Here is a 22,073-nt window from a genome sequence, read left to right as displayed (position 1 = left end):
CTCGAGTTACCGTCAATCTGCCGGGTGCGACGCCACGTCGCTTTTTCTCGGTGTCGCGGTCCTCGCAATTCCGCTAATATAACGTTTCAGAAGCAGTTCGGATTTTCGGAAGCGAACATGAAACGTCTTTTTATCACAGCGGCTTTTATGCTTGGAGCGCCGATAGCGCATGCCGCGGCTGTCACGGTCACGATATATAAAAGCCCTGATTGTGCCTGCTGCGAAGGTTGGGTTAAACATGTAAGGACTGCGGGTTTCGCGACTAACGTCGTTGATACGAGCAACCTTCAAGCGGTTAAGGACCAGCTAAGCGTACCGACCTTCGTGCGTTCCTGCCATACCGCTGTCGTGAGCGCCACGAATCAAGTCATTGAAGGCCACGTTCCTGCATCAGCTATAAAAAAGTTAGTTGCTCAACGGGCAGTGCGCGGTGTCGCCGCGCCGGGAATGCCGATGAATTCTCCTGGCATGGGAAAAATGGATGGGAAATTGGTCACCGTTGACTTCTCCGGAGAAAAATTCTCGCAGGACTGACCCGAACGAAGGGCGAGGTGTCAGATGCGTGATTCAAGCACGCGGCGAGCTCTCTCGCGGTTAGCTGCTCCAGGCGCATTTAATCGCCGATTTGCCCTCGCGGCCGGCCAGGATTGCTCCGTCATTCTGCAGGGATGGCAACGAGCAATCAATCATGGCTGGCGAATTCCCCATTTGTGCATCGCTCGTGATGTTTCAAGGATACTTTGCGAATCACCGCTCATGGTCGCAGGGCAATTTAATGTCCTACGGGAGCAGCGACGGGATTTGTTGCTCTGAGCCGCGACAAGTCTTGCGGCTCCTTGCCAACACGAATCGTCCACTTTCTAACTCTTCATGTCGACGAAACTCAGGCGTGCATTCGTCGGGTTTAGTACAATCACAAATTCTGCTCCGGGCTACCCTTGGCGCGACAAGCCTATTCGAGAAACAATGCTGACAACGTTTTCAGGCGGGGACGACCTCATTGATTGCAGCAGAATCGCTCGTTGGGAAATATAGAGTAAACGTCGTCCGACCAGCGGCACTTTGCACGTCAATTTTGCCGCGGTGCAGTTCCATAATAGATTTGACGATGGCAAGGCCCAAACCCGCATTCTTCCCGGAATCGTGTCGGGCAGGGTCTAGCCGATAGAATCGGTCGAATATCTTTTCGACGTCCGTGGCGGGTATTTCGACGCCTTCGTTAGTAACGGAGACGGCGGTATAACCGCGCCCGTTGGAACCTCGCAACTCGATGGTGGAACCGGGAGATGCATGGTCCAAGGCATTGCTTACAAGATTACTAACTGCTCGTCGAAACATCGTTGTATCGGCGCGAATAGTACCGTCGCCCTGAACGCGTAGCGAATTGCCGCGTTCCTCGGCTAGACCGTCAAAATAGGACGCGAGCCGTCGAAGCTCTGAAGCGATATCTACATCGACAGTCGTGATGGCTTGCTGAGCATTATCGGTCCGAGCAAGGAACAGCATATTTCCAATCATGCGCTGAAGCCGCTCGCACTCTTCGATGTTGGAGTCGAGAAGCGCTTCATACTCCTCAACGCTCCTGGTCTTGGATAGCGTGATTTGCGAAGAGCTGATTACGTTCGCGAGCGGCGTGCGCATGTCATGAGCGAGGTCCGATGAAAATTGCGACAACCGGACGAACGCGCGCTCCAAGCGGTCCAGCATTCGATTTACCGAGTGCGCTATTTCGTGCAATTCGACTGGGCCGCGCTCAATATTGAGTCGTTCACTCAAGTTGTGCGCCTCGATGCGAGACGCCTGGCGGCCAATACTTTTCACCGGCGTAAGTCCGCGCCTCGCCACGAGATAACCAAGAAGTCCTACCAGCGCCGAACCAATTGCCGCCGCAGCCCAAACGTCCAAGCGGTAACTAGCCAGCAGGGAAACTCTGTCAGAAGCACTGCGCGCGAGAAGTATGCGCACGGTCTCCCCGGAGGGCAGGGTCTCGCTTGAAAAAATGCATCTTGCAGACCCAATCGCTTCGGGCGAGCACGTGTAAGGGAACCCTTGCAGTCGCCGCGGCTCGTAAGCGGACAACAGACCACCGGGCGTTTCCGGGTGTTGAACCACTATCGCGCCCGCTCGGTCCAGGACCGTCAAATATACGCCCGGATGAGATAGCAGAATTTCGTGAAACATATTGCTGGCGTCGCGGACGCCTGCGACTGTCCCGGTGTTGTGAATGAGTTGTCGGAACTGACTGAGCTTTCCGTCAATCTCGATATCATCGCGTCGCTGAAGTTCTGATGAGAGCGACGTATACAGGAACGCACCCATTAACGCGAATACCATCGCCGCGACGCCGAGGAAGGCGAGCGCAAGGCGGCCGGACAGTGAATAATGCTGCCCATCCGCCTTCATGTGCGCTCCTCCAGTACGTAGCCCATGCCGCGCACTGTATGGAGCAGTTTTCTTTCAAAAGGAGCATCGATTTTGGCCCGCAGGCGCTTAACGGCGACGTCGACGACGTTTGTGTCGCTGTCGAAATTCATGTCCCAGAGTTGGGACGTGATGAAGGTACGCGTCAGCACCTCTCCTTGGCGCTCTGCCAGCAATTGAAGGAGCGCGAATTCCTGGGCTGTCAAATCAATACGAACGTTTCCACGACGGGCGCGTCGCTTGAAGAGTTCAATTTCGAGGTCAGCGATGTTGATTACGTCGCGCGCTCCGCGCGGCGAGCGTCGAAGCAAAGACTTGACGCGCGCCAGGAACTCCGCGTACGCGAATGGCTTTGAAAGATAATCGTCGGCCCCCAACTCGAGCCCTTTGACCTTGTCCTCCACCGTGTCCCGGGCAGTAAGAAGGAGCACCGGTGTCGATTTTTGTTGCCTCAACCGGCGAAGCACTTCGAAGCCGTCTAATTGGGGAAGCATCACGTCTAGGACGACAATATCAAAGTCTTCATGCAAGGCGAGGAAAAGGCCGTCCTTTCCGTTTGATGCAACGTCGACGTTGAAGCTCGCCTCGGTTAACCCCTTATGCAGATATGACGTCATTTTTTGTTCGTCTTCGACGAGGAGTATGCGCATATTGAGCCTTTCAATCGCAGAGGGCGTCGGTAAGGTTAGCAACGGCTGTCAGTCAAGCACATGACGCGAAAATGACATTTCGGTAATTTTAGGGTCTTCCATTACAGCTTGGTCATTTTCGAGCCACGGTCGCGTCATGCTCACCTGTGTATCGTCCTGTCAACTAATCCGCCGTAGCTTGCAACGGGTATAAACCCGCGTGCTAGACTCTTGCCTCATGACAAACTGGCGCCAATTCCTTACTGTCGTTCTGCTGATGCTCAGCCTGTCGGCTCGGGCATTCGCGGGCACACCGCTGAGCTGCGAACTTTCGCGGACTAGCGGAGGGAGTTCCTCCGTTAGTCATTTCCGTGCAACTCACTTGTTTGATGCAGCGTCGGACTCCGTCGCCGCCGTCGGCTCCGCCCAGCATCATCACGACGCCCATGACGGCTCACACCATCACGGCAGTGGGCCCTGCAGCATCTGCGCGTCGTGCTGCTTCGGTAATGCTCTGCCACCGGTAGCGGTCGTAGCGACACCCATCGAGCTATCTCATCAGGTGGCACCTACGCCACCGCACGTTCGCTCGGCCCGTTTTTTGACGGGCGGTATCGAACGTCCTCCTCGAACTCTTCTCGTTTAAGTCGAGTCGTCCCGCCCATGGCGTGACGCACCTTCGTTCTGTCTGCAACTCCTTGTGGACAGTTGACTTACGTCGAGAAATTTTTTATGCGAAACATTCTAGCGGCGCTGCTCACTGCGGCGGCGGCGATGCCGTCCTTCGCGAGCGAAACGCCGTCGCTTCCCGACCCTACGGACGCCGCGGCGCCGGTGCCGTCTGTGATGGTTCCGGCGATAGCCGGTTCATATCAATCGTTCCAGGACAAGCCGGTCGGGCCTTGGAGCGAGCTCAACAATGCCGTGGCTCCAACTCCGAAAAAAACCGGTCCGGCTGGAATGTCCGGGGTCGGAGAAATGGACCATTCCACGATGCCGTCGTCGACGGCCGTCACCAAAGCTAGCAAGGGCGCGGTACGTGGGGACGAAAAATCGCAGAAGGGCCGCAACGGCATGGCCGGAATGAGCCCTTCAGAGATGCCCGCGAAGTCCGCGACTGATGGCAACACGGGCTCGACTCGTGACAACAAGAAAGAGCATTCGAACCACGAGGGTATGCACGAATGAACCAGCGTTTTCTTTCCGCTGGCCGCCTAGTGACGACCGTAAGCATCGTCGCGGTGCTGGCCGGGTGTACGACTTTTTCTAAGGACGGCGGTTTTAACAGTGTCGCTAATGTCGCATCTGAACGACTGGGAAAAGACGCTGTCATCGTGAAAACTGACGATGACCGCAATGCGGTTTTCACGCGGACCAAGGAGTTGTTGGCCAAACCGCTGACCATGGACGATGCAGTGCAGGTTGCGCTCCTGAACAACCGCGGATTGCAGGTTTCCTATGGGGAGCTTGGTATCTCCGAGGCTGACCTCGTGCAGGCAGGACGATTGCCAAACCCGGGTTTCACGTTCAGTCGGACGCATTCCAGCAACGACCTGACCATCGGCCGTACGTTCTCGATGGGCATCTTGAGCATTTTTACGCTCCCGCTCGCGACTCGAATCGAAAGCCGCCGCTTCGAACAGACGAAATTGCTTACGGCCGATGCCATGCTCAAGGTCGCCGCTGACGCACGCCGCGCTTACACCACCGCAGTGGCCGCCCAGCAGTCGGTTGCCTACGCCGAGCAAGTCAAGGATTCGGCCGAGGCAGCTGCAGAACTCGCTCAGCGGATGCAACAAGCAGGCAACTTCAGCAAGTTGGACTACGCGCGAGAGCAGGCGTTTTACGCCGACTCCGTGGCTCAACTTGCGAAGACCCGCCAGGAAAGCGTTTCGGCCCGCGAGAAGCTTACTCGCGTCATGGGCCTTTGGGGTTCGGGTACTCAATACCAGCTTCCTGACCGGCTGCCGGACCTTCCGAATTCTCGCCCGGAATTGAATGACTTGGAAAGCTTTGCAATGCAGAACCGTCTCGACATTCAGGCGGCGAAGTTGCAGACACAGAGCGTGGCCACTTCCTTAGGCTTGACCAAGGCAACACGCTTCATTAACGCACTCGACGTTGGAATTCTCAATAACTACGAGACCGACAAGGGTCACGAGCACGGCTACGAAATCAGCGTCGAGATTCCCATCTTCGACTGGGGCGGGTCGAAGGTAGCACGCGCGCAAGCAATCTATATGCAATCGGCAAACCGCTTGGCGGAAACCGCTGTGAACGCCAGGTCGGAGGTTCGCGAATCTTACTCGGCCTACGTGACCGAATACGACGTAGCTAAGCACTACCGCGACGAAGTCGTTCCGCTGCGCAAGTCGATTTCAGACGAGCTGATGCTTCGCTACAACGGCATGCTTGCAAGCGTTTTTGAGTTGCTGGCGGATTCTCGTGAGCAGGTCGGCGCCGTCAACAGCTATATCGAGGCGCTGAAGGACTACTGGATTGCGGAGACCGATTTGCAGCAAGCAGTCGGTGGCCGCCTTCCTACTCTAGCCGTCGCCCAATCTCACCCCGCGCCTCTGGCACAGCCGGCATCGTCACCAAATTCTGAAGGTAAATAAATGGTCTCACGTCGAAATTTCATCGGCGGTTCAGGCGCTGCGTTGTTGGGCGCAGCACTTGTTAGCAAGGCCGGCGCTGCATCTCTGCCGGAGGCGCCGACAACGTCGAGCGTTAACATGCAGCCACCGTTGGTCCCGTCGAGCGGCCGCGCCTACACACCGGTGGTGACTCTCAATGGCTGGTCGTTGCCATGGCGCATGAAGAACGGCTGGAAGGAGTTTCACCTGACAGCCGAGCCAGTCGTGCGCGAAATGGCCCCCGGTATGAAAGCGAACCTTTGGGGCTATAACGGCCAGTCGCCGGGTCCAACCATCGAAGCGGTCGAGGGCGACAAAGTTCGAATCTTTGTGACCAACAAGCTTCCCGAGCATACCACCGTGCATTGGCACGGAATGCTGCTGCCGTCCGGGATGGACGGCGTTGGAGGGCTGACGCAACCGCATATCCCGCCGGGAAAGACCTTCGTCTACGAGTTTCAACTCGAGAAACATGGGACGTTCATGTATCACCCGCACGCCGACGAGATGGTGCAAATGGCAATGGGATTGATGGGTACGTTCATCGTCCATCCCAAGGACCCGAACGTCATGCGCGTTGACCGAGATTTCGTTTTTCTGATGTCGGCGTATGACATTGACCCTGGGAGTTTTACTCCGCGGGTCAACGAGATGACCGATTTCAACATGTGGACCTGGAATTCCCGAGTCTTTCCGGGCATCGACACATTGCCGGTGCGTAAGGGGGACCGTGTTCGCATTCGGTTCGGTAACCTCACGATGACCAATCACCCAATTCACCTGCACGGCTATGACTTTGAAGTGACGGGGACGGATGGCGGTTGGATTCCGCCGAGCGCGCGCTGGCCGGAGGTGACTGCAGACGTGGCCGTAGGCCAGATGCGAGCTATTGAATTTGCGGCGAATCGGCCGGGGGACTGGGCGTTTCACTGCCACAAATCGCACCACACGATGAATGCCATGGGCCACCAGGTGCCAAATCTGATTGGCGTGCAACAAAAGGATTTGGCGAAGCGTATCAATAAGCTCGTTCCGGACTACATGGCAATGGGGAGTGCGGGCGGCGCCATGGGGGAAATGGAGATGCCGTTGCCTGAAAATACGCTCCCCATGATGACGGGAACGGGACCATTCGGGCCGCTTGAGATGGGCGGTATGTTCACGGTTGTGAAGGTGCGCGAAGGCTTGGGCCGTAACGATTATCGCGACCCGGGTTGGTACAAGCATCCTAAGGGCACTGTCGCATACGAATACACCGGCGACATGTCTGATAGCTAAATCGCAGGTCCGCGGCGAGAAGCGGATATTTTCTAAACAGTATCTGGAGAAAGAGCATGAAAAAGACATTTGTTTCGATTGCATTCGGCGTTGCATTGGCCACTTCTGGCGCCGCATTCGCGGCGGGCGATATGGAGAACATGGACATGTCGAGCGGCGCCAAGCAAGGGGGGGCAGCTAACTCATCGATGTCGCACGGCGAAATTAAGAAAGTGGATACGGCGTCCGGCAAGTTGACCATCAAGCACGGCCCGCTTGAGAACCTCGGCATGGACGGGATGACGATGGCTTTCAAGGTCAAGGACCCGGCGATGTTGTCGCAAGTCAAAGTGGGCGACAAGGTTGATTTCGTTGCAGAGGAAATTAACGGTGCGTTGACTGTTACGAAACTGCAGAAACAGTAAAAGCATCTAGGACAGACAACTCGGTGCGCAGCGCTGTTTCGACGGCCCGCACCAACCACTATCAAGGAAATCAAAAATGAAGGCTTCGAAAAACAAGCTCATCGCGCCGGTCGTTGCGACTCTGGCCATCGCATTGACCCCAGCTATTGCCTTCGCACACGGCAAGCTCGAGAGCGCAGAACCTCCTGTGAATGGCACGGTTTCAACTGCACCGGGCGTACTGCGCCTAACCTTCAATGAAGACCTCGAACCGACTTTCAGCACCATCAAAGTCGCTGATGCGAGCGGTGCATCGGTAGGTGATGAAAAGGCCAAGGTGGACCCGGCAAACAAGCGCGTTTTGACTCTCGCCGTTCCGAAGTTGGCGGCAGGTACGTATTCCGTGCAATGGGCTGTCATGACCGGTGACAGTCACAAAGCGAAAGGCACGTATAAATTCTCGGTGAACTGATGAACTACGGCTCCTTGGACATCGAGCGCCTTTTGTTGATGGCGTTGCAAAACCTCGGTCTTGCGGCCATGGTCGGCGCTCTTCTCAGCGCGTGGTGGCTGAGGGGACCGAAATCCGATTGGCAAGTGCGCGCCTCGGCGAAGCTCGCACTTGTCTTCAGGATGTCAGCCATCGTAGCGTTGCTGTCAAGTACGGCAGGATTTTGGGTTCATTGCGCGTTGATGAGCGAGACTACTCTCCTCGACGCTTGGCCCGCAGTCCGCTCGATGCTGGTGAAGACGCAGTTCGGCCATATTTGGGCAATTGGGGCTAGTCTGCTGCTCTGCGCTGTTGTGTTGTCGTTCAAACCTACGAGTGGCGCCGGTATTCCGTGTCACCCTCTAATGTGGCTCTTGATAGGGGGAGTCGCTCTGGCAAAAAGTAACGCGGGTCACCCGGTAGATGCAGGTATTTTGAGTCTCCCCGTATGGGTGGATTGGGTTCACCTTCTCGCGATTAGTTCGTGGGTGGGTATGGTCCTCATGGCAGCGTACATCGTGTCGCCGGGAATGTTGCGCGCGAGGTCGACGGAACTCTCCGGGGGCGCGAGATATGTTCAGGCGATGTCGGATGCGGCTACCGTCGCCCTCATCGCCCTGTTCCTGACGGGCGCGTTCAACGGCTGGCGTGGTGTCAGCGCACCTGAGAATATTCTCGGTTCGTCTTACGGTGTGGTCCTCGTCTTTAAGCTTGCGCTCGTCTTGGTCGCCGCCGCGCTGGGCGGCCATAACCGGTTCTTCGAGATGCCCGCGCTTCTTGCGTCGCTGAAAGGGTCTTCGTCTGCCATTCAGACGCGTCAACTGAAACGCTTCGCGACCGTATTGCATATAGAGTCATGGGTCCTTATAGGCGTGATTGCAATTGCGACGGTGCTCGTATCGAGCCCGCTTCCGGGCACCGAGTGACAGAGCGAAATCTCGGCAGGCTCCTGCACATCGGTGCTCACAAGCCCCTCGCAACTTAAATTGGAAAGCGGTCGGCGCGAACCGAAGATAGCAACGCGGCGGTTCGCGGCGAGTCTACCGTCATCGAGATTAGTTGAGGCTCTCAGCAGACTCGTCTTTCGGGCCCGGAGTTCTACTTCGGGCCTTCTTAACCGCGTGGCGAGCCGTGTTTCTGCGATGGGAGACGCATCCGTCGATGTCCTCTCCGCACTGAAAGACCTTCTCGTGAATTTGTAGTCGGCGGGCATTGTAGAAGCCGAGCCAGTCGGCGATTTCATCCATCGCAGCACTCTGCGTTGCGAAGTGACGAGCGCGCAGTCGTGCGACCCCTCAGCGAGCCTTACAGGCTTTCGGTCGACGCACTATCACAACAATCGCCGCGACGGCTCCGTGACAAACGGATGCCAGTACGCCTTAAGCGTGTCCTGGAAGAGTCCGCTGCAATATTGGCTGCCACGGTGATACGCACCATCATTCCGGCTCCCAGGCGACGCCGGAACGCAATGCGATGCGCAGCGCATCTGTGGCCAGTCCGGCATTCATATGCGGCTGCATCGACCGGCCCACCACCTGCCATCTAAGCATGTCGATGACGACGGCCAGATACAAGCCAACCTTCGACCTCCGCGTCATACGTGATGTCGCTCGTTAGAGCTGCTTCGGCGCTACCGCCGTGAAGTTGCGCTCCATAAGTTCGGCGTGACCGGCAGGTTGTGGTTCGAGTTGGTCTTCGCAACGTACTTGCGCTTGTGCCGTGCGTGGATACCGTGCCGCGCCATCAGCTTGCGAAGCCGGTCCTAATCCACGCGTACGCAGCGCAATCAACTCCTTCCAAATGCGCGGCCGTCAGTATTCGCCCTTAACCTCGGCATGAATCGGCTTGATGTACGTCAGCAGCACGTCGTCGCTCACCCGGCAGGACGAAGCCGGAGCGGTATTCCTTCTCACATCCGAATTGCCATAGCGGTGCTTATGAAAAAATGACGCAACGTTTTACGATTCGCGTTCTGGAGGGTCAAACGGACCACGGTCAAAAGCTGCAAGCCGGGACAGCTTACAAGCGAAGACCCAATCAAACGTGACCCGCCGAGGGCACGGCCGCACAAATCCTCGAAATGCAGTACGGCAAGGATTCGGGAACGGCGGGCATGAGTTCGACTGAGCACGGCAAGGCGACAGCCACGCGGCACGGCCCAGGTGCGCAGGTGACTGCGAGCAGTTTGGGGCATTAAGCGTCGATGCGTCGCCCCGTCAGGTTCACGACCGCGACCGGCGGCGCTCGAACCCGGGGACTTTGGTATTCGAAAAAATACATCTTTCTCGACTTTCTTGCTCGAACTAACCAGTGGTTGGAGCGCGAACTGCGTAGACGCAGGATGGTGGCATGCTCGCAAGTGACGCATTGATTGCGCGCACATTACGACTGGGTCATTTGTTAGTCATCTTCAATCGTATTGCGTTTTTCCGCTTTCCTTCCGCTGTCTTGTGCAGTTAATCTCATCGACAAGTCGACTCGGTCGCTCGCATACAGAGGGCTGGTCAATGTTCAAAAGCGTTTTCGTATGGAATGTCGTCGGCTCCGGCTTTTCGCCAAGGGCGTCGATACTGCCTCGTGTGCAGTGCGCAAGAAGCCTCGGCGTTCGTATGACCATGCGGCGCGCGGTGGGACAAATCCTAGTTCTAGTTGTGAGAGGGCTTGACGTGACTAAGCTAAAGCAACAAGCGGATATTGATGTTGAAATCAACGGAAGGCGGCGTTTTGTACGCGGGCTCGCAGCCGGTAGTCTCGTCGCTGGCATTGGCGGATGGCCGATTGCATCACATGCCGCAACTGTAAGCACGGGTCCGACGGTACTTAGCGGCACGCAGTTTGATTTAACGATTGACTCGACACCGGTCAACTATACCGGGCGCACCCGACCTACAACCTCCGTCAATGGGTCGATTCCTGCTCCGATTCTCAAGTGGAAACAGGGTTCGGAAGTTGCGATGCGAGTCACGAATCGGCTTGCGGTTCCTACCTCCATTCATTGGCACGGCATCCTTGTCCCCTTTGGAATGGACGGCGTCCCTGGCATCAGCTTTCCTGGAATCGAGCCCGGCGAAACGTTCACCTATAGATTCCTTGTTCGGCAAGCGGGAACGTACTGGTATCACAGTCATAGCCGTTTCCAAGAGCAGACCGGCCTATATGGGCCACTGGTCATTGAGCCCGCCAATGGCGAGAGCGTCCCTACGGACCGTGACTACGTTGTCATGCTTAGCGACTGGACCGACGAGAATCCAGAGCGAGTCATGCAGAACCTGAAGGTCTCCAGTGACTACTACAACTACCAGATGCCGACGGCGCCGCAGTTTTTTAGCGATATCAAGCGAATCGGGCTCAAGGGGGCATTGAAGAAGCGGCAGATGTGGAACGAAATGCGAATGAACCCCACCGATTTCAATGATGTGTCGGGGGCCACCTACACATACCTCGTCAATGGTGTGGCTCCTGCCGGGAACTGGACCGCTATCGCGCGACCTCGTGAAAAGGTGAGACTTCGTTTCATCAACGGGTCTTCAACGACGCTTTTCGATGTTCGTATCCCGGGCCTGAAGATGACAGTCATATCGACAGACGGACAGGAAGTTGAACCGGTTGAGGTTGACGAATTCCGCATTTCGGTCGCCGAGACCTACGACGTTGTGGTTGAGATGCCTGACGACAAGGCGTACACGATTTTTTGTCAGTCGATGGACAGAAGTGGATATGCCCGCGCAACTCTCGCTTCATACCCCGGTATGCAAGCTCAAATTCCCCCAATGGACCAGAAGACCTGGCTGACGATGGACGACATGGGTATGGGCGGGATGGACGGAATGAAGGGAATGTCGGATATGGGCGACATGAAGGGCATGCACGACATGAAGGGCATGAGCGACATGAAGGACATGGGTGACATGGGCGACATGAAGAGCATGGGCGACATGAAGGACACGGGTGACATGAAGGGCATGGCCGACATGAAAGACATGGGCGACATGAAGGACATGGGCGACATGAAAGGCATAAACGGCGGAGGGACCACGGGGATGAGTGAGATGGCTCTTAAGACCGGCCCTGAAGTCGACATGCGACCGATGACTGTTTCGAGTTCTCTAAGCGACCCAGGACCACGGCTGCGGGGCAACGGCCGAAAGGTGCTGACCTATTCCGACCTGCGGACCATTGGCGGCCCGCTCGACAACCGCCCGCCTACGAGGGAAATGACGCTACGGCTTACGGGGAACATGGACCGTTTTATTTGGGGCTTTGATGGCAAGAAGTTCTCGGAAGCTGAACCTATCGTCTTCAACTATGGGGAGCGGCTCAGGGTTACGCTCATAAACGACACGATGATGAACCATCCGATTCATCTTCATGGGATGTTTATGGAATTGGAGGACGAGCATGGGCAATTCCTCGTGCGGAAACACACCATCAACGTCCAGCCCACCAAGCGAGTGAGCTATTTGGTAACAGCGGACGCTCCCGGGCAATGGGCGTTTCATTGCCATCTTCTGTATCACATGGAGGCGGGAATGTTCCGCAAGGTGGTGGTCGCATGAGCGCGAGCCACTTTTTCAGGCGCGCGAGCCAAAGGAAGCCGGTCAAGCCCTTTCCAACCGCGGTCGCGCTATTGATAGCCTCCTCGTCGGCCGTGGCTGCAGGAGATATGTCGCAGATGGACGGTATGCCGGGCATGAAAGGCATGGGCAACGTGGACATGTCGGACGAAGGGACTAACTCATCTCAGTCCCGCTCCGGCTCCGCCTTACAGACGGGCGGAGCACCCAGGGCAAAAGGAACGTCAGGGATGGACCGCGGGGACCAGACGAAATCGCCGGGCGACCAGCCACATCCCAAATCGGCTGCATCGACCGACAGCAATGGGTCGAAGTCTAGCGGCGACGCCGGTATCCGGGTGGATAATTCGAAGAGTCCGAAGGCAGGCCCGCTCAATGGACCCAATCACATCATTGGGGTAGACGAACCTCGCATTCCGATGGCGAACCCGAATGAAGGCATACCGATGCAAGGCATGGATATGTCCGACAGCGGTATCTACCATCAAATTCTCATCAACCAGTTGGAGTACGTTAAGGCAGTTGGAGGACAAGGATGGTCGTGGGACGGTGAGGCATGGATTGGCGGCGACATCAACAGGCTTTGGTTGAAGAGTTCTGGGGAGCGTCTTTACGGAAAAACAGACGATGCGCGCGTCGAAGCTCTCGTATCACATGCATACTCGACCTATTGGAACGCGCAACTTGGTGTCCGGCACGACTTCGGTAATGGACCGACTCGCGATTGGGCAGCCATCGGCGTTGAAGGACTAGCTCCTTATTTCTTCAATATACAGGCGACCGGCTATATCGGAACTTCCGGCCGCACCGCTCTTCAGTTGAAAACATCCTACGACATCTTGCTGTCTCAGAAGCTCTTTCTGACCCCCGAAGCCGAGATGAATGCATACGGCAAGTCCGACCCGGAGCGAGAAATTGGCAGTGGTATATCTGATATCAAACTGGGGTTGCGTCTTCGCTACGAGATTAGGCGAGAAATAGCTCCCTACATTGGCTTTGTGTGGGGACGCCGCTTCGGCCGTACGGCTGATTTTTCCCGCCGCGATGGAGAGCCGGTAACCGATACGGAACTGGTAGTTGGCTTGCGCCTTTGGTATTAACGCACCTCCGCTGTCCCCGTCGTTTGAACATGAAGCGTCGCGCCCGGCACTCCAACGTCGCCTTCGCCCTAGTAGTCCACAACTCGAACTAGGCAGATGATGTCAGCATTACATTTTGGTCATTCAACCGTCATTTTTGCGGTCCTCCTTCGACGAGGCATATCACGTAGGTAAAGCGCAACCTCGGTGAAGAAACCGTTGTCGGGTGGAACCGACGGCGGCTCGGTCATTCAGCCTTCCACGTCAGGCCGCGTTGCGCGCCCTAATGTGCCGTGCGACCGGTGGAACGTCCTGACGCGTTACTCGTTACAACACATGCGGCGAGCCGGGATTCTCCCGATGACCCACAAGGCAGGGCTAATGCGAGCCGGCACGCTCGGATGTACGTTTTCATATGGCTTTTGAGCAACGGGGCAGTGGTAGACTCGCGGCAAACGAGAGAGTCGCGAGCAAATGGACGAAATAGCAGCGTTGATTCAGCATTGGAAGCAAGACCCGACAGGAACGTTTCAGAGTTGGTTCTTATGGCCCGAACGCTTAAAGAATTTCCGCTCGATTCGCCAAGGGCTTCGACAAGTTGTGAAGGAGATAAAGGCAGGCACTTTCGGGAACGCGTACCGCGGGTCGTCACTCGAGACTGTCGTTCACTCAATCGCCGAGCAACGGCAAATATTTAAAGGGGCGGACCATGCGTTCATCTGGAAGCCGAAGCTCCGAATCCCGGACATCTACGAGAACTCCGGCAATCAGCGGGCGTTCGCGCGGCTCCTGGAAACTTGCGACTGCTGCAGCGAAGCAGAAGAAGTGCTTTGCGCCATACGAGCGCTCGATTCCCATGCTATCAAGGGGCTGGGACCGGCTGTCGCGAACTTGTTGTATTTCATCCATCCGACGCTGGTCAGTCCCTTCAATACAGCCATCGTCAAAGGCTTCAACGCAGTCTCGCGCTCGAACGTTAAGCTCGGCCGCTGGGACCATTATTTGACGATGCGGGAGAGCATTCTTGCGTTCAATGCGGCGCATCGCGGGCTCTTATCCAACGACCTTGGTGCAGCCGCTGGATTCCTGTTTGACGTTGGAAGCGAACGGTATCCGCTTCCGCCGATGGCTGACGACATGGCCTCACACGACGCGTGGCGCAAAGACCTTGAGGCAGTCCGCGCCCAATCCGCGAGTCAAGCCAAACAATTGGCGGCAAGCAGACAGGAGGATGCGACACATACGCAGATTCAAGGTTGGCTGCGCGACCTCGGACATTCGCTTGGATATAAGGTTTGGATTGCGACCAACGATAGGTCCCGCCCGTATGAAGAAGGAAAGCTCTCCGACGGATGCCTTGAGCAGTTACCGGTTGCGCTTTCAATCGTGGGCGGAGACACGGTACCTTTGATTGACGTCATCTGGCTGCATGAAGACGGCTCGGTTGTCGCCGCTTTCGAAGTAGAGCATTCGACGTCAATCTACTCCGGCATCGTTCGATTGCTCGACCTTGCGCTTGGGTCCGCAGATACTATTCAACGACATCTGTATCTCGTTGCTCCCGACAGCCGAGAGAGCGACGTTCGTAGTCAACTCGCGAGGCCGGCATTCTCGCGCGTGGCTGCGCTGAGCATGAAATACATCCCCTATAGTGCGCTAAAAGCAAATCGGGAAACCATCGCGCGTTTCGGCACCGGGATGAAGCCCATCGAGGCCATTGCCTCCAAGCTGTAGTCACTTGTCTCCCGTTGCTTGCTGGTCGCTTTAATCTAGACGCTAAGAATGTCCGGTTCACTCCGTAGCAGCGGCACGCATTTGTTCAAATGTTTCTGCGAAATGCTTCCTGTTGGGCCTGTGGTGTTCGTTGCGGTTCTGATAGATGAGCGGACACCGCATCATGCTCGTTGGAACGCTTGATTTAGCGAGCGATAGCCGTCGGTGGCCGACGTAGGAACAGACCTCGTCGCCGACCGATAGACCTACCGCATGTCATGACAGGACTGCATTGATGCTTGCATCACCGGGCACGATGCGTGCGCGTCCTTCTTCGCTGGCTCATCCAGCCCCTACTATTCAAGGAGGAAATATGGCTCACCAACAGTATCAGTCGTGCATTGACGCTTGCGATTCCTGCGCCACTGCTTGCGACAATTGCGCAACTGCATGCCTGTCTGAAAGCAACGTCTCCCAAATGGCCGATTGCATCAGACAGGACATGGACTGCGCTGGTGTCTGTCGTCTTGCGTCTGCGGTCATGGCTCGCGGCAGCCAACATGTCAAAGACATTTGTTCGCTATGCGCGTCCCTATGTGAAGCATGCGCTACCGAGTGCGAGAAACACCAACACGAGCATTGCAGGCAATGCGCAGAGGCTTGCCGCACGTGCGCGAAGGAATGTCGCGCGATGGCGTAGGACGCTATCTCGCCAAGCGGGCCCAGAGCGGCTCGCTCGGTCCGCCGTGCGAAAAAGGTGTAAGCACTTGGCGATGCAGTTTCTATATTCGGTAAGCGCTATCGACCACCGCTGTGCTGTCCGCGCAGATTTCCTCCTTCGGGTTGCAGTGGGCTAGCGTCCGAGAAGGGTTGATAATCTGCAATCCCGAAGTTCTTCTCGAGCAGCTCTCGCATCTCGTCGACGGCGCTAGTCTGAGCGTGCCACATTTGATTGCATAGGCGCGCGAGTGCCTCATGGCGTCGGTCTACACCGCTCATGCATCCATTAAGGGACTTAAACAACTGATAGTGGTGGTGACTGAATACCTCCAGGTAAGCGCGGTCGAAAGACTTGCCTGGCTGCGCATGCTCAAGTATTCCGATGGCCGCCTGTTGTTCCGGACGCAGCTGGGGTTGGTAGTTGATTCCATACCAGTCGTGAAGAAGCGACTGCAACTGAAAAATCTGCTCGCGCTGTGTGCGATTTTCCATACGAGCATTAGATTTGATTTCGTCCGAGCTGGCCTTAGCTTGTGTCGGAGGAAACCCCGGAGACGGTGACGTTCCCTCGGTTGGAGACAGATTGCCGCTCGTTCGAACGTCAGTGCCTGCGGCAAGCTCGGTCATCCTGAGCGCAGAAAAATGATGGTCCACGATGGTCTCCATCAGTCCCACCTCGAAATTCGCCGTTAGTCCTCGCCCAGGGCCGTCAGCATAGGTGGACGAGCTGGCAAAAGCAGCTACTGCTGCGACGATTGCGATTGCCGTTCGACGGCCTTGACGTGCACAGATGGTAAAAGCCGGAACGTCACGCCGTACTGTTTCCTTCCTCATACTAAATTGCATAATCCCCTCCGTGGAATTTTCCGAGTATGCGCATCGCCGAGTGACAGAGGGAGCGCTAGCATCCGTTAAGCCCGATTGGCAAAAATGACAAAGATTTCACGCGACAGTCATCAACCAGAAAGGAAGAGCTTCTCGCCTTTGCGCCACGAAACGGTGCCCAACTTCGTTTCTCATAATCTACGCAGCTCAACCCTAGTTAAACCAGTTAAACCCGGCCACGGCGAGGCGAATATGAGAGACGCCCTGGAACCGACGTCCGTGACACGTACGAATGGCCGCGTCGAGAAATGCCTCGGACCTCGCTTCACCGGCATGGCGTCGTGATGAATGTACAAGGCAAACGACACGGTCGACCGGGACGAGGCCGCAGAGATGCTCGCGGATGCGGTGCGATTTGCCAGTACGTCTATCACAGTCGATGCGGACAAGAACTACGAAGCGGCGGGGTTCGTGGCCATGTGCCGCTGTGACGCCGCATGTGGCGCAAAGCTCCGCATGCGCGGGCGGGTCCCAGGTCCGCGATTAACGCGCCAACGACGTAATGGTGGTTGCGCAATCAGTCAACTCAGACGCGAACGCATAGAGTATCGAGGTCTGTGGCGAGTCGACCCAGTTGCTGGGTAGGGCAAGACCGTCGGCAGGATTCGGCAGGCGATGTCCAGTTGCTTTTGCTGACTCAATCGGCCACAACTTGTTTCACGCGCGAACGCTTGCTGCTCAAGCAACATGAAAGGGTAAGCAAGACGGAAAGCGGCATCAGCGTCACCCGAATCAAGGAAGCTCGCCGTCGGAACACCACCGCGCTAGCTCTTGCGTATAAGCGAGCACGCGTTCGCGAAGGATAGTTCAACGACCTGCTAAGTCATTCAGCATCGCACCGACGCGATGTTACTTATTTGACCGCCATCACGGCTGCGCCGCGCACGGCAACCACTCATACCGTGAAAGAGCAGAACCTCTCAATTGGAAAAGCGCAATGCAGTGACACACTCAGCCCTTCGCGTCCTGCACGTTGGGTGACTGAATAGTCATCTGAGCGTCACGGTGTTTTCAGGTGCACGTCTTCAGAATAAGCCCCGTAGCGCGTCGAATCACCGACGCAGCTGTTAACAACGAGGTTAAACATGAAATTGCATCGTCTTGCTGTCGCCCTATGCTTGAGTGTCGCCACAACAGCTGCCTTGGCAGATTCTATGCACAATTACCCTCCGAAGGAAACCGCAAGAGCGGAAAGTGTTGAAACTACTCAATCCGCTCACGTCTGGCAAGCGCCGGTCGCTCAGGCCGCACCCACAGGGAAGACCCGACAGCAAGTCTTGCAAGAATTGAAACAAGCGGAACGAGACGGACTCATCCAGCACGGTGACAACGACTATCCGCCTAGCGAATCGCGCGTTCAATTGAACAAAGAAAAGTACGCTGCGCGGCAACGCGCGGCGCAAGCGCAGTAAGGGTCGGCCGGCTCGCGCTGCCTTGTTTCGCCAACAAGGTGCAGTGTTTGACAGCCAAGGTGTGAGCCGGACACTTAGGTTACGCTGGTGCTGAAAGAGCGAGGTCCAGCTTGAAAGCAGATATTGGTAGTGGCCGCGTAGTAATGGTAGCGATAATAGCGGGCGTCGTTCTTGCCGCCTGTGGCACGATATCGAATCAGAAAGGCTCTGCTGCTAGCACTAACACACGCGCTGCACCGAGTCCACAGTTGAAGCCCGAGTATCCCTGCCAAAACCTGCACGTAAAGCCAACGAACTGTCCTCCGCGGTAAGCGAACCGCGCGCATCAAGTTCGGCCGGTAAGGTTCTTGGAGAGGGGGAGGCTCACGGAGTTCATCCCTCGCCTCCTCGGTTCTCAATTTGTCTTCCCCGGAATAATCTCGAAGCGGAGTGCAACGCGGTGGGCGCTTCCGCTCGGAACCATTGGTCGAAAGGAATAAATCATAGCGGTATGCGCATCCTACTTATCGAAGACGAGCAGAAGATGAGTTCCTATCTTCGTAAAGGACTCACGGAGGCGAGTTTCACTGTCGACATTGCCGACAATGGTAGGCATGGCTTGTTTCTGGCCCTGCACGAGGACTTCGACCTGATTGTCCTTGATGTGATGCTGCCTCAGATAGATGGTTTCGAGGTGCTGAAACGGTTAAGGGAGCAAAAGGACACGCCTGTGCTCCTTCTGTCCGCGAGAGACACCACTGAGAGCAAAGTTAAAGGTTTCGAGCTGGGCGCTGATGACTATTTGGCGAAACCCTTTGCGTACATAGAGCTGCTGGCTCGAATCCGTACTCTTCTTCGACGAGTGCCTCGTTCGGCCCGTGACTACGTGTTCATTGCTGATTTAGAGATTGAACTCATAAAGAGACGCGTGAGGCGCGGTGGCGTACGGATTGAACTTACCGCCCAGGAGTTCGCTCTTCTTCAATTGCTGGCAGAGCGGCAGGGCGAAGTCTTGACTAGAACGTTCATCACATCGCAGTTATGGGACATAAACTTCGACAGCGATACAAATGTGGTCGACGTCGCGGTCCGAAGGCTCAGAGCTAAGATTGACTCCTCCTTTGACAAGAAGTTGCTCCACACTGTCCGCGGAATGGGTTACGTGCTGGAGGACAAGTCTCCGGCGAGTGAATAGTTGAAAGACCATCTTGTCCGAGGTCTTAAGGGTAGCACCCTCGCCGCAAGAAGTACGCGACGTCGGTCCCGGCGCGGAAAAGGGAGCTGGGCCTCCCGCGCACGGAGATGTTCCATGATGCGAGTGATACCTGCGGAAGGTGCCGGCTTGACGAACCTCTGGTCGGATTGGAGGAGCCCCTAGAAGGCGCGCACACCTCGATTTCGGTGACGACGTCAAGGGGACCATGCAGGCCGCCGAGGGCACTCGCGTTCTCTGCTCGTCCTGGCATGAATACCGCCCACGGCTACGGTGCAGTAAGCAGGTGTTCAATCTGGTGCATCGAAATGGGTTTGATTAACCAGTCGTCGAATCCGCTCAGTTCGCCGCTCGTGCGAATTTCAGCGCGGCCTGTAATGGCAACAATGCGGGCATGCCTTGACAGGCCGCAACGAATCTGAGAGCACACGTCTCGTCCATCGACATCCGGTAGTGAGATGTCCAGAAACACCAGGTCGAAGATTTGCTGAGACGCCATCCAGCTTGCCGTGGCTCCATCATATGCGACCGACACAGAATGGCCCAATTCGAGTGCGATATTTGCCAACATATCGGCTGTGTCTATGTGGTCGTCGACGAACAAGACCTTCCCCATGACAGCTCTCCAATAGTGCAGGTCGACCGAAACGCCGTTGCTGTGGCGTCGATGCGCAACCGCGCGCTGCGCAGTTGGCACTTTGCAACTTGTTCGCGACAACGCTCCTGTGTTGAAAAAAAGGCCCGACATTTCTGCCGGGCCCAAGGTGGACGGAATCGCTTACCGGCAAAAACGCGTATTGGCATACGCGTTCAGCCTTTGCCGTACGAAACCGTCCGCGTGGCCGAAACTCGACCTCTCCGCGAGCCAACCAATCGAGAAACCGGCAGCCTCATGCGGAGCGCCTCAGTCTGTACGAAGGCCCTCGAAGCGTGACTGGAAAACTTCAGTCCGCGCCATGAGTATGATGGCTGGTCTCTGGGCTATGTGAGGAAGTGGCATCATTCTTCGCGTCCTCTGCTGCGCCGTGCATCGACTTCATTCCAGGCATGTTCTTCATACTCTCCATTTCCTCGTCTGGAGGCGCGTTGGCCACCATTTCCTTGTATTCCTGTGGGCTCATACTCGGCAGTTTGTTCACGAAGGCAACCATACTCCAAATCGTCTCATCATCGTGTGTCTTGCCCCAAGCGGGCATTGCGCTCATCTTGAGGCCGTGCTTGATAACCCAGAATGCGCTGCGCGGGTCCAATTGCGACTTCGCCAGCTCCGGCGGCTGAGGGTAGAGTCCAGGAGCCAGCTCCGAATCTTTCACTCCAGGTGCAAGGTGGCATGTCACGCACATTGCCGCGTATTGCCCCGCGCCCTTAAGAATGAGTTCGGGACTATTGAGGTCTGGCAGCGCGATGTCCTTCGAATGAGCCTCGATGGACCTCATCCGCAATGTTTGCAAAATCTTGTAGGTAAGGGACCAATGCGGAGCATCTGCCCCCATGTTGTAGCTTCCAGACAAGACGAACGCGGTCGCACCGACGAGCGCGACGGCCGACAATGACGCTGCAGGAAGAACCCAGTGTCTCATGCTCTCACCGAGAAGAAGGGAATCGGCCAACATCATCCAATCAACGCTTCATGGCGGCTCGAACGCTGTCTTCGCTGAAGAAATCCATGTTTGGCAGTTCGACGAACCTCTCGTTTTTCCGTCGAACTGCCGCCCATCGCCAGCTGAATTCTGCAAACTCTTGTGCCACGTTGGCTAAGGCCATCCGTCGAGCGAAGCAAGTTGGCCTGAAATCCTAGTTGTGTGGAGGTCAGCGATTGCGAATCCGATAGAGTTCTCTATTGCGTTCGATGGTTCTCTCGCTGGGCGGGTAGTCGTTCTTGCTGGTGGGGATGATGCCGTCCCGTTGCGCTTGAATCATTTCGGCGACGACTTCCGCGCGGCTCTTCCCAATTTTGCCTGTAGCAGCCACGCCATCGGAGCTGCCGCCATACGACTGCGTGCTGCTGCTCGACGCCGCTAACGATTCGGCCACTCGGGTCGGCTGTACGCCGTTCAAGCGATAGGCATGTTCGGCAAAAGCTGGCGCTGCGACGGCGATGCTCAGGGTAGCAACCAACAACGGGATTACTTTCATTGCGTCCTCCAAGTGAGTTTGATTGGAGGAAAGTTTAGGTTTTGGACTCTGTCGGGAGCATGGCTTCAACATGAAAATTGCGCAACGTTTGAAGCGTAGAAAATGTGGATGAAGTTGGTTGGCATTCTCCCGGTTGGCTACCTACTCTCGCATCTTAATGCCTCGGAGCGTATTGAAGACGTCTGATGACGAACAGATTGCCAAAATGTAATCCCAGCGCAATGAACCGTGCGCCGTTGGTTTGTATAGTTAGAATATTGGGATGCAAAATCTGGTAAAAATGACTGCGTTAAGTTTTGGCAAATAGGACTGCGTATCAAATCAAGACTCTTCGTGATAAAGCGACGACTTCAAATCAGGCGTGCTCGTGTAGCGTTGCGTCATCGGTTCTGAGCGGTTTCGACGTGCGTCAGAGGGTGCTACCGATGTTTTAAGAGCCGGCGCGCGGGACACTGTGTCTCGCGCGACTTCATGCCGTTTTGACGTCCACGCGGATGGTGGACCTCGACTATGCTTCCCTAAGCG

General features: G+C 56.1%; 19 protein-coding genes and 1 pseudogene. 13 read left to right on the top strand and 7 right to left on the bottom strand.

Annotated features, from left to right (window positions below; translation table 11 throughout):
* The first annotated feature begins 117 nt into the window (after nucleotides 1–117).
* Nucleotides 118–534, top strand: a complete 417-nt coding sequence (locus NCR35_RS20320) for a DUF411 domain-containing protein (protein ID WP_029672339.1) — start codon at nucleotides 118–120, stop codon at nucleotides 532–534.
* 447 nt (nucleotides 535–981) lie between these two features.
* Here NCR35_RS20320 and NCR35_RS20315 read toward each other — a convergent pair whose 3' ends face one another.
* Together NCR35_RS20315 and NCR35_RS20310 are read right to left on the bottom strand one after the other, a co-directional pair.
* Complete coding sequence (locus NCR35_RS20315; protein WP_034472854.1) at nucleotides 982–2,403, bottom strand: heavy metal sensor histidine kinase; 1,422 nt, start codon at nucleotides 2,401–2,403, stop codon at nucleotides 982–984.
* Entirely contained in the window at nucleotides 2,400–3,071 is a 672-nt protein-coding gene (locus tag NCR35_RS20310) for a heavy metal response regulator transcription factor (RefSeq protein ID WP_029672341.1), read from the bottom strand. The genes NCR35_RS20315 and NCR35_RS20310 overlap by 4 nt, the downstream gene beginning before the upstream one ends.
* A 687-nt stretch (nucleotides 3,072–3,758) precedes the next feature.
* Between NCR35_RS20310 and NCR35_RS20305 the strand changes: the two genes are divergently transcribed.
* From NCR35_RS20305 to NCR35_RS20280, 6 genes are all read left to right on the top strand, one after another.
* Entirely contained in the window at nucleotides 3,759–4,238 is a 480-nt protein-coding gene (locus NCR35_RS20305) for a hypothetical protein (RefSeq protein WP_051996570.1), read from the top strand.
* Nucleotides 4,235–5,668, top strand: a complete 1,434-nt coding sequence (locus tag NCR35_RS20300; RefSeq protein ID WP_029672343.1) for a TolC family protein — start codon at nucleotides 4,235–4,237, stop codon at nucleotides 5,666–5,668. The genes NCR35_RS20305 and NCR35_RS20300 overlap by 4 nt, the downstream gene beginning before the upstream one ends.
* Nucleotides 5,669–6,964 (top strand): copper oxidase, encoded by a 1,296-nt coding sequence (locus NCR35_RS20295; RefSeq protein ID WP_029672344.1) that lies wholly within the window; start codon nucleotides 5,669–5,671, stop codon nucleotides 6,962–6,964.
* 56 nt (nucleotides 6,965–7,020) lie between these two features.
* Nucleotides 7,021–7,368 (top strand): copper-binding protein, encoded by a 348-nt coding sequence (locus NCR35_RS20290; RefSeq protein WP_029672345.1) that lies wholly within the window; start codon nucleotides 7,021–7,023, stop codon nucleotides 7,366–7,368.
* A gap of 76 nt (nucleotides 7,369–7,444) precedes the next feature.
* Complete coding sequence (locus NCR35_RS20285) at nucleotides 7,445–7,819, top strand: copper resistance CopC family protein (protein ID WP_029672320.1); 375 nt, start codon at nucleotides 7,445–7,447, stop codon at nucleotides 7,817–7,819.
* Nucleotides 7,819–8,763 carry a CopD family protein gene (locus NCR35_RS20280; protein ID WP_033536747.1) on the top strand — a complete coding sequence of 315 codons (945 nt, stop codon included), beginning with the start codon at nucleotides 7,819–7,821 and terminating at the stop codon, nucleotides 8,761–8,763. The genes NCR35_RS20285 and NCR35_RS20280 overlap by 1 nt, the downstream gene beginning before the upstream one ends.
* 273 nt (nucleotides 8,764–9,036) lie before the next feature.
* Here NCR35_RS20280 and NCR35_RS20275 read toward each other — a convergent pair.
* Nucleotides 9,037–9,717, bottom strand: a pseudogene (locus NCR35_RS20275) (IS3 family transposase); the annotation flags it as partial.
* A 786-nt stretch (nucleotides 9,718–10,503) separates the two neighbouring features.
* Between NCR35_RS20275 and NCR35_RS20270 the strand changes: the two are divergent.
* The 4 genes from NCR35_RS20270 (at nucleotide 10,504) to NCR35_RS20255 (ending at nucleotide 15,903) form a co-directional block, all read left to right on the top strand.
* Nucleotides 10,504–12,393 (top strand): copper resistance system multicopper oxidase, encoded by a 1,890-nt coding sequence (locus NCR35_RS20270; protein WP_051996596.1) that lies wholly within the window; start codon nucleotides 10,504–10,506, stop codon nucleotides 12,391–12,393.
* On the top strand, nucleotides 12,390–13,511 hold the full coding sequence (locus tag NCR35_RS20265) for a copper resistance protein B (RefSeq protein ID WP_029672317.1): 1,122 nt from the start codon (nucleotides 12,390–12,392) through the stop codon (nucleotides 13,509–13,511). The genes NCR35_RS20270 and NCR35_RS20265 overlap by 4 nt, the downstream gene beginning before the upstream one ends.
* Before the next feature lie 453 nt (nucleotides 13,512–13,964).
* Nucleotides 13,965–15,224, top strand: coding sequence for a type II restriction enzyme NmeDI-related protein (locus NCR35_RS20260; RefSeq protein WP_029672316.1), 1,260 nt, complete (start codon nucleotides 13,965–13,967; stop codon nucleotides 15,222–15,224).
* 274 nt (nucleotides 15,225–15,498) lie between these two features.
* Nucleotides 15,499–15,903: a four-helix bundle copper-binding protein gene (locus tag NCR35_RS20255; protein ID WP_375294347.1), complete on the top strand. Its 405-nt coding sequence runs from the start codon at nucleotides 15,499–15,501 to the stop codon at nucleotides 15,901–15,903.
* A gap of 98 nt (nucleotides 15,904–16,001) precedes the next feature.
* Here the strand turns inward: NCR35_RS20255 and NCR35_RS20250 are convergent, their stop codons facing one another.
* On the bottom strand, nucleotides 16,002–16,589 hold the full coding sequence (locus NCR35_RS20250; RefSeq protein WP_233392119.1) for a DUF305 domain-containing protein: 588 nt from the start codon (nucleotides 16,587–16,589) through the stop codon (nucleotides 16,002–16,004).
* Nucleotides 16,590–17,893: 1,304 nt separating this feature from the next.
* On the opposite strand from NCR35_RS20250, the gene NCR35_RS20245 reads away from it, so the two are divergent.
* Together NCR35_RS20245 and NCR35_RS20240 are read left to right on the top strand one after the other, a co-directional pair.
* Nucleotides 17,894–18,220: a DUF4148 domain-containing protein gene (locus NCR35_RS20245; RefSeq protein WP_049815721.1), complete on the top strand. Its 327-nt coding sequence runs from the start codon at nucleotides 17,894–17,896 to the stop codon at nucleotides 18,218–18,220.
* 490 nt (nucleotides 18,221–18,710) lie between these two features.
* Nucleotides 18,711–19,394 (top strand): heavy metal response regulator transcription factor, encoded by a 684-nt coding sequence (locus NCR35_RS20240; protein WP_029672314.1) that lies wholly within the window; start codon nucleotides 18,711–18,713, stop codon nucleotides 19,392–19,394.
* A 286-nt stretch (nucleotides 19,395–19,680) separates the two neighbouring features.
* Here NCR35_RS20240 and NCR35_RS20235 read toward each other — a convergent pair whose 3' ends face one another.
* The 3 genes from NCR35_RS20235 to NCR35_RS20225 all read right to left on the bottom strand — a co-directional run bounded on the left by NCR35_RS20235 (nucleotide 19,681) and on the right by NCR35_RS20225 (nucleotide 21,548).
* On the bottom strand, nucleotides 19,681–20,028 hold the full coding sequence (locus NCR35_RS20235; RefSeq protein ID WP_029672313.1) for a response regulator transcription factor: 348 nt from the start codon (nucleotides 20,026–20,028) through the stop codon (nucleotides 19,681–19,683).
* 328 nt (nucleotides 20,029–20,356) lie between these two features.
* Complete coding sequence (locus NCR35_RS20230; RefSeq protein ID WP_233409885.1) at nucleotides 20,357–20,992, bottom strand: c-type cytochrome; 636 nt, start codon at nucleotides 20,990–20,992, stop codon at nucleotides 20,357–20,359.
* Between the two features lie 229 nt (nucleotides 20,993–21,221).
* Nucleotides 21,222–21,548 carry a DUF4148 domain-containing protein gene (locus NCR35_RS20225; RefSeq protein ID WP_033536748.1) on the bottom strand — a complete coding sequence of 109 codons (327 nt, stop codon included), beginning with the start codon at nucleotides 21,546–21,548 and terminating at the stop codon, nucleotides 21,222–21,224.
* Between the last annotated feature and the right edge of the window lie 525 nt (nucleotides 21,549–22,073).

The organism is Caballeronia sp. AZ10_KS36 (assembly GCF_023631105.1).
GTDB lineage: Bacteria > Pseudomonadota > Gammaproteobacteria > Burkholderiales > Burkholderiaceae > Caballeronia.
The sequence above is the reverse complement of the archived record's forward strand: the minus strand, read 5'-3'. Positions and strand labels throughout refer to the sequence as shown.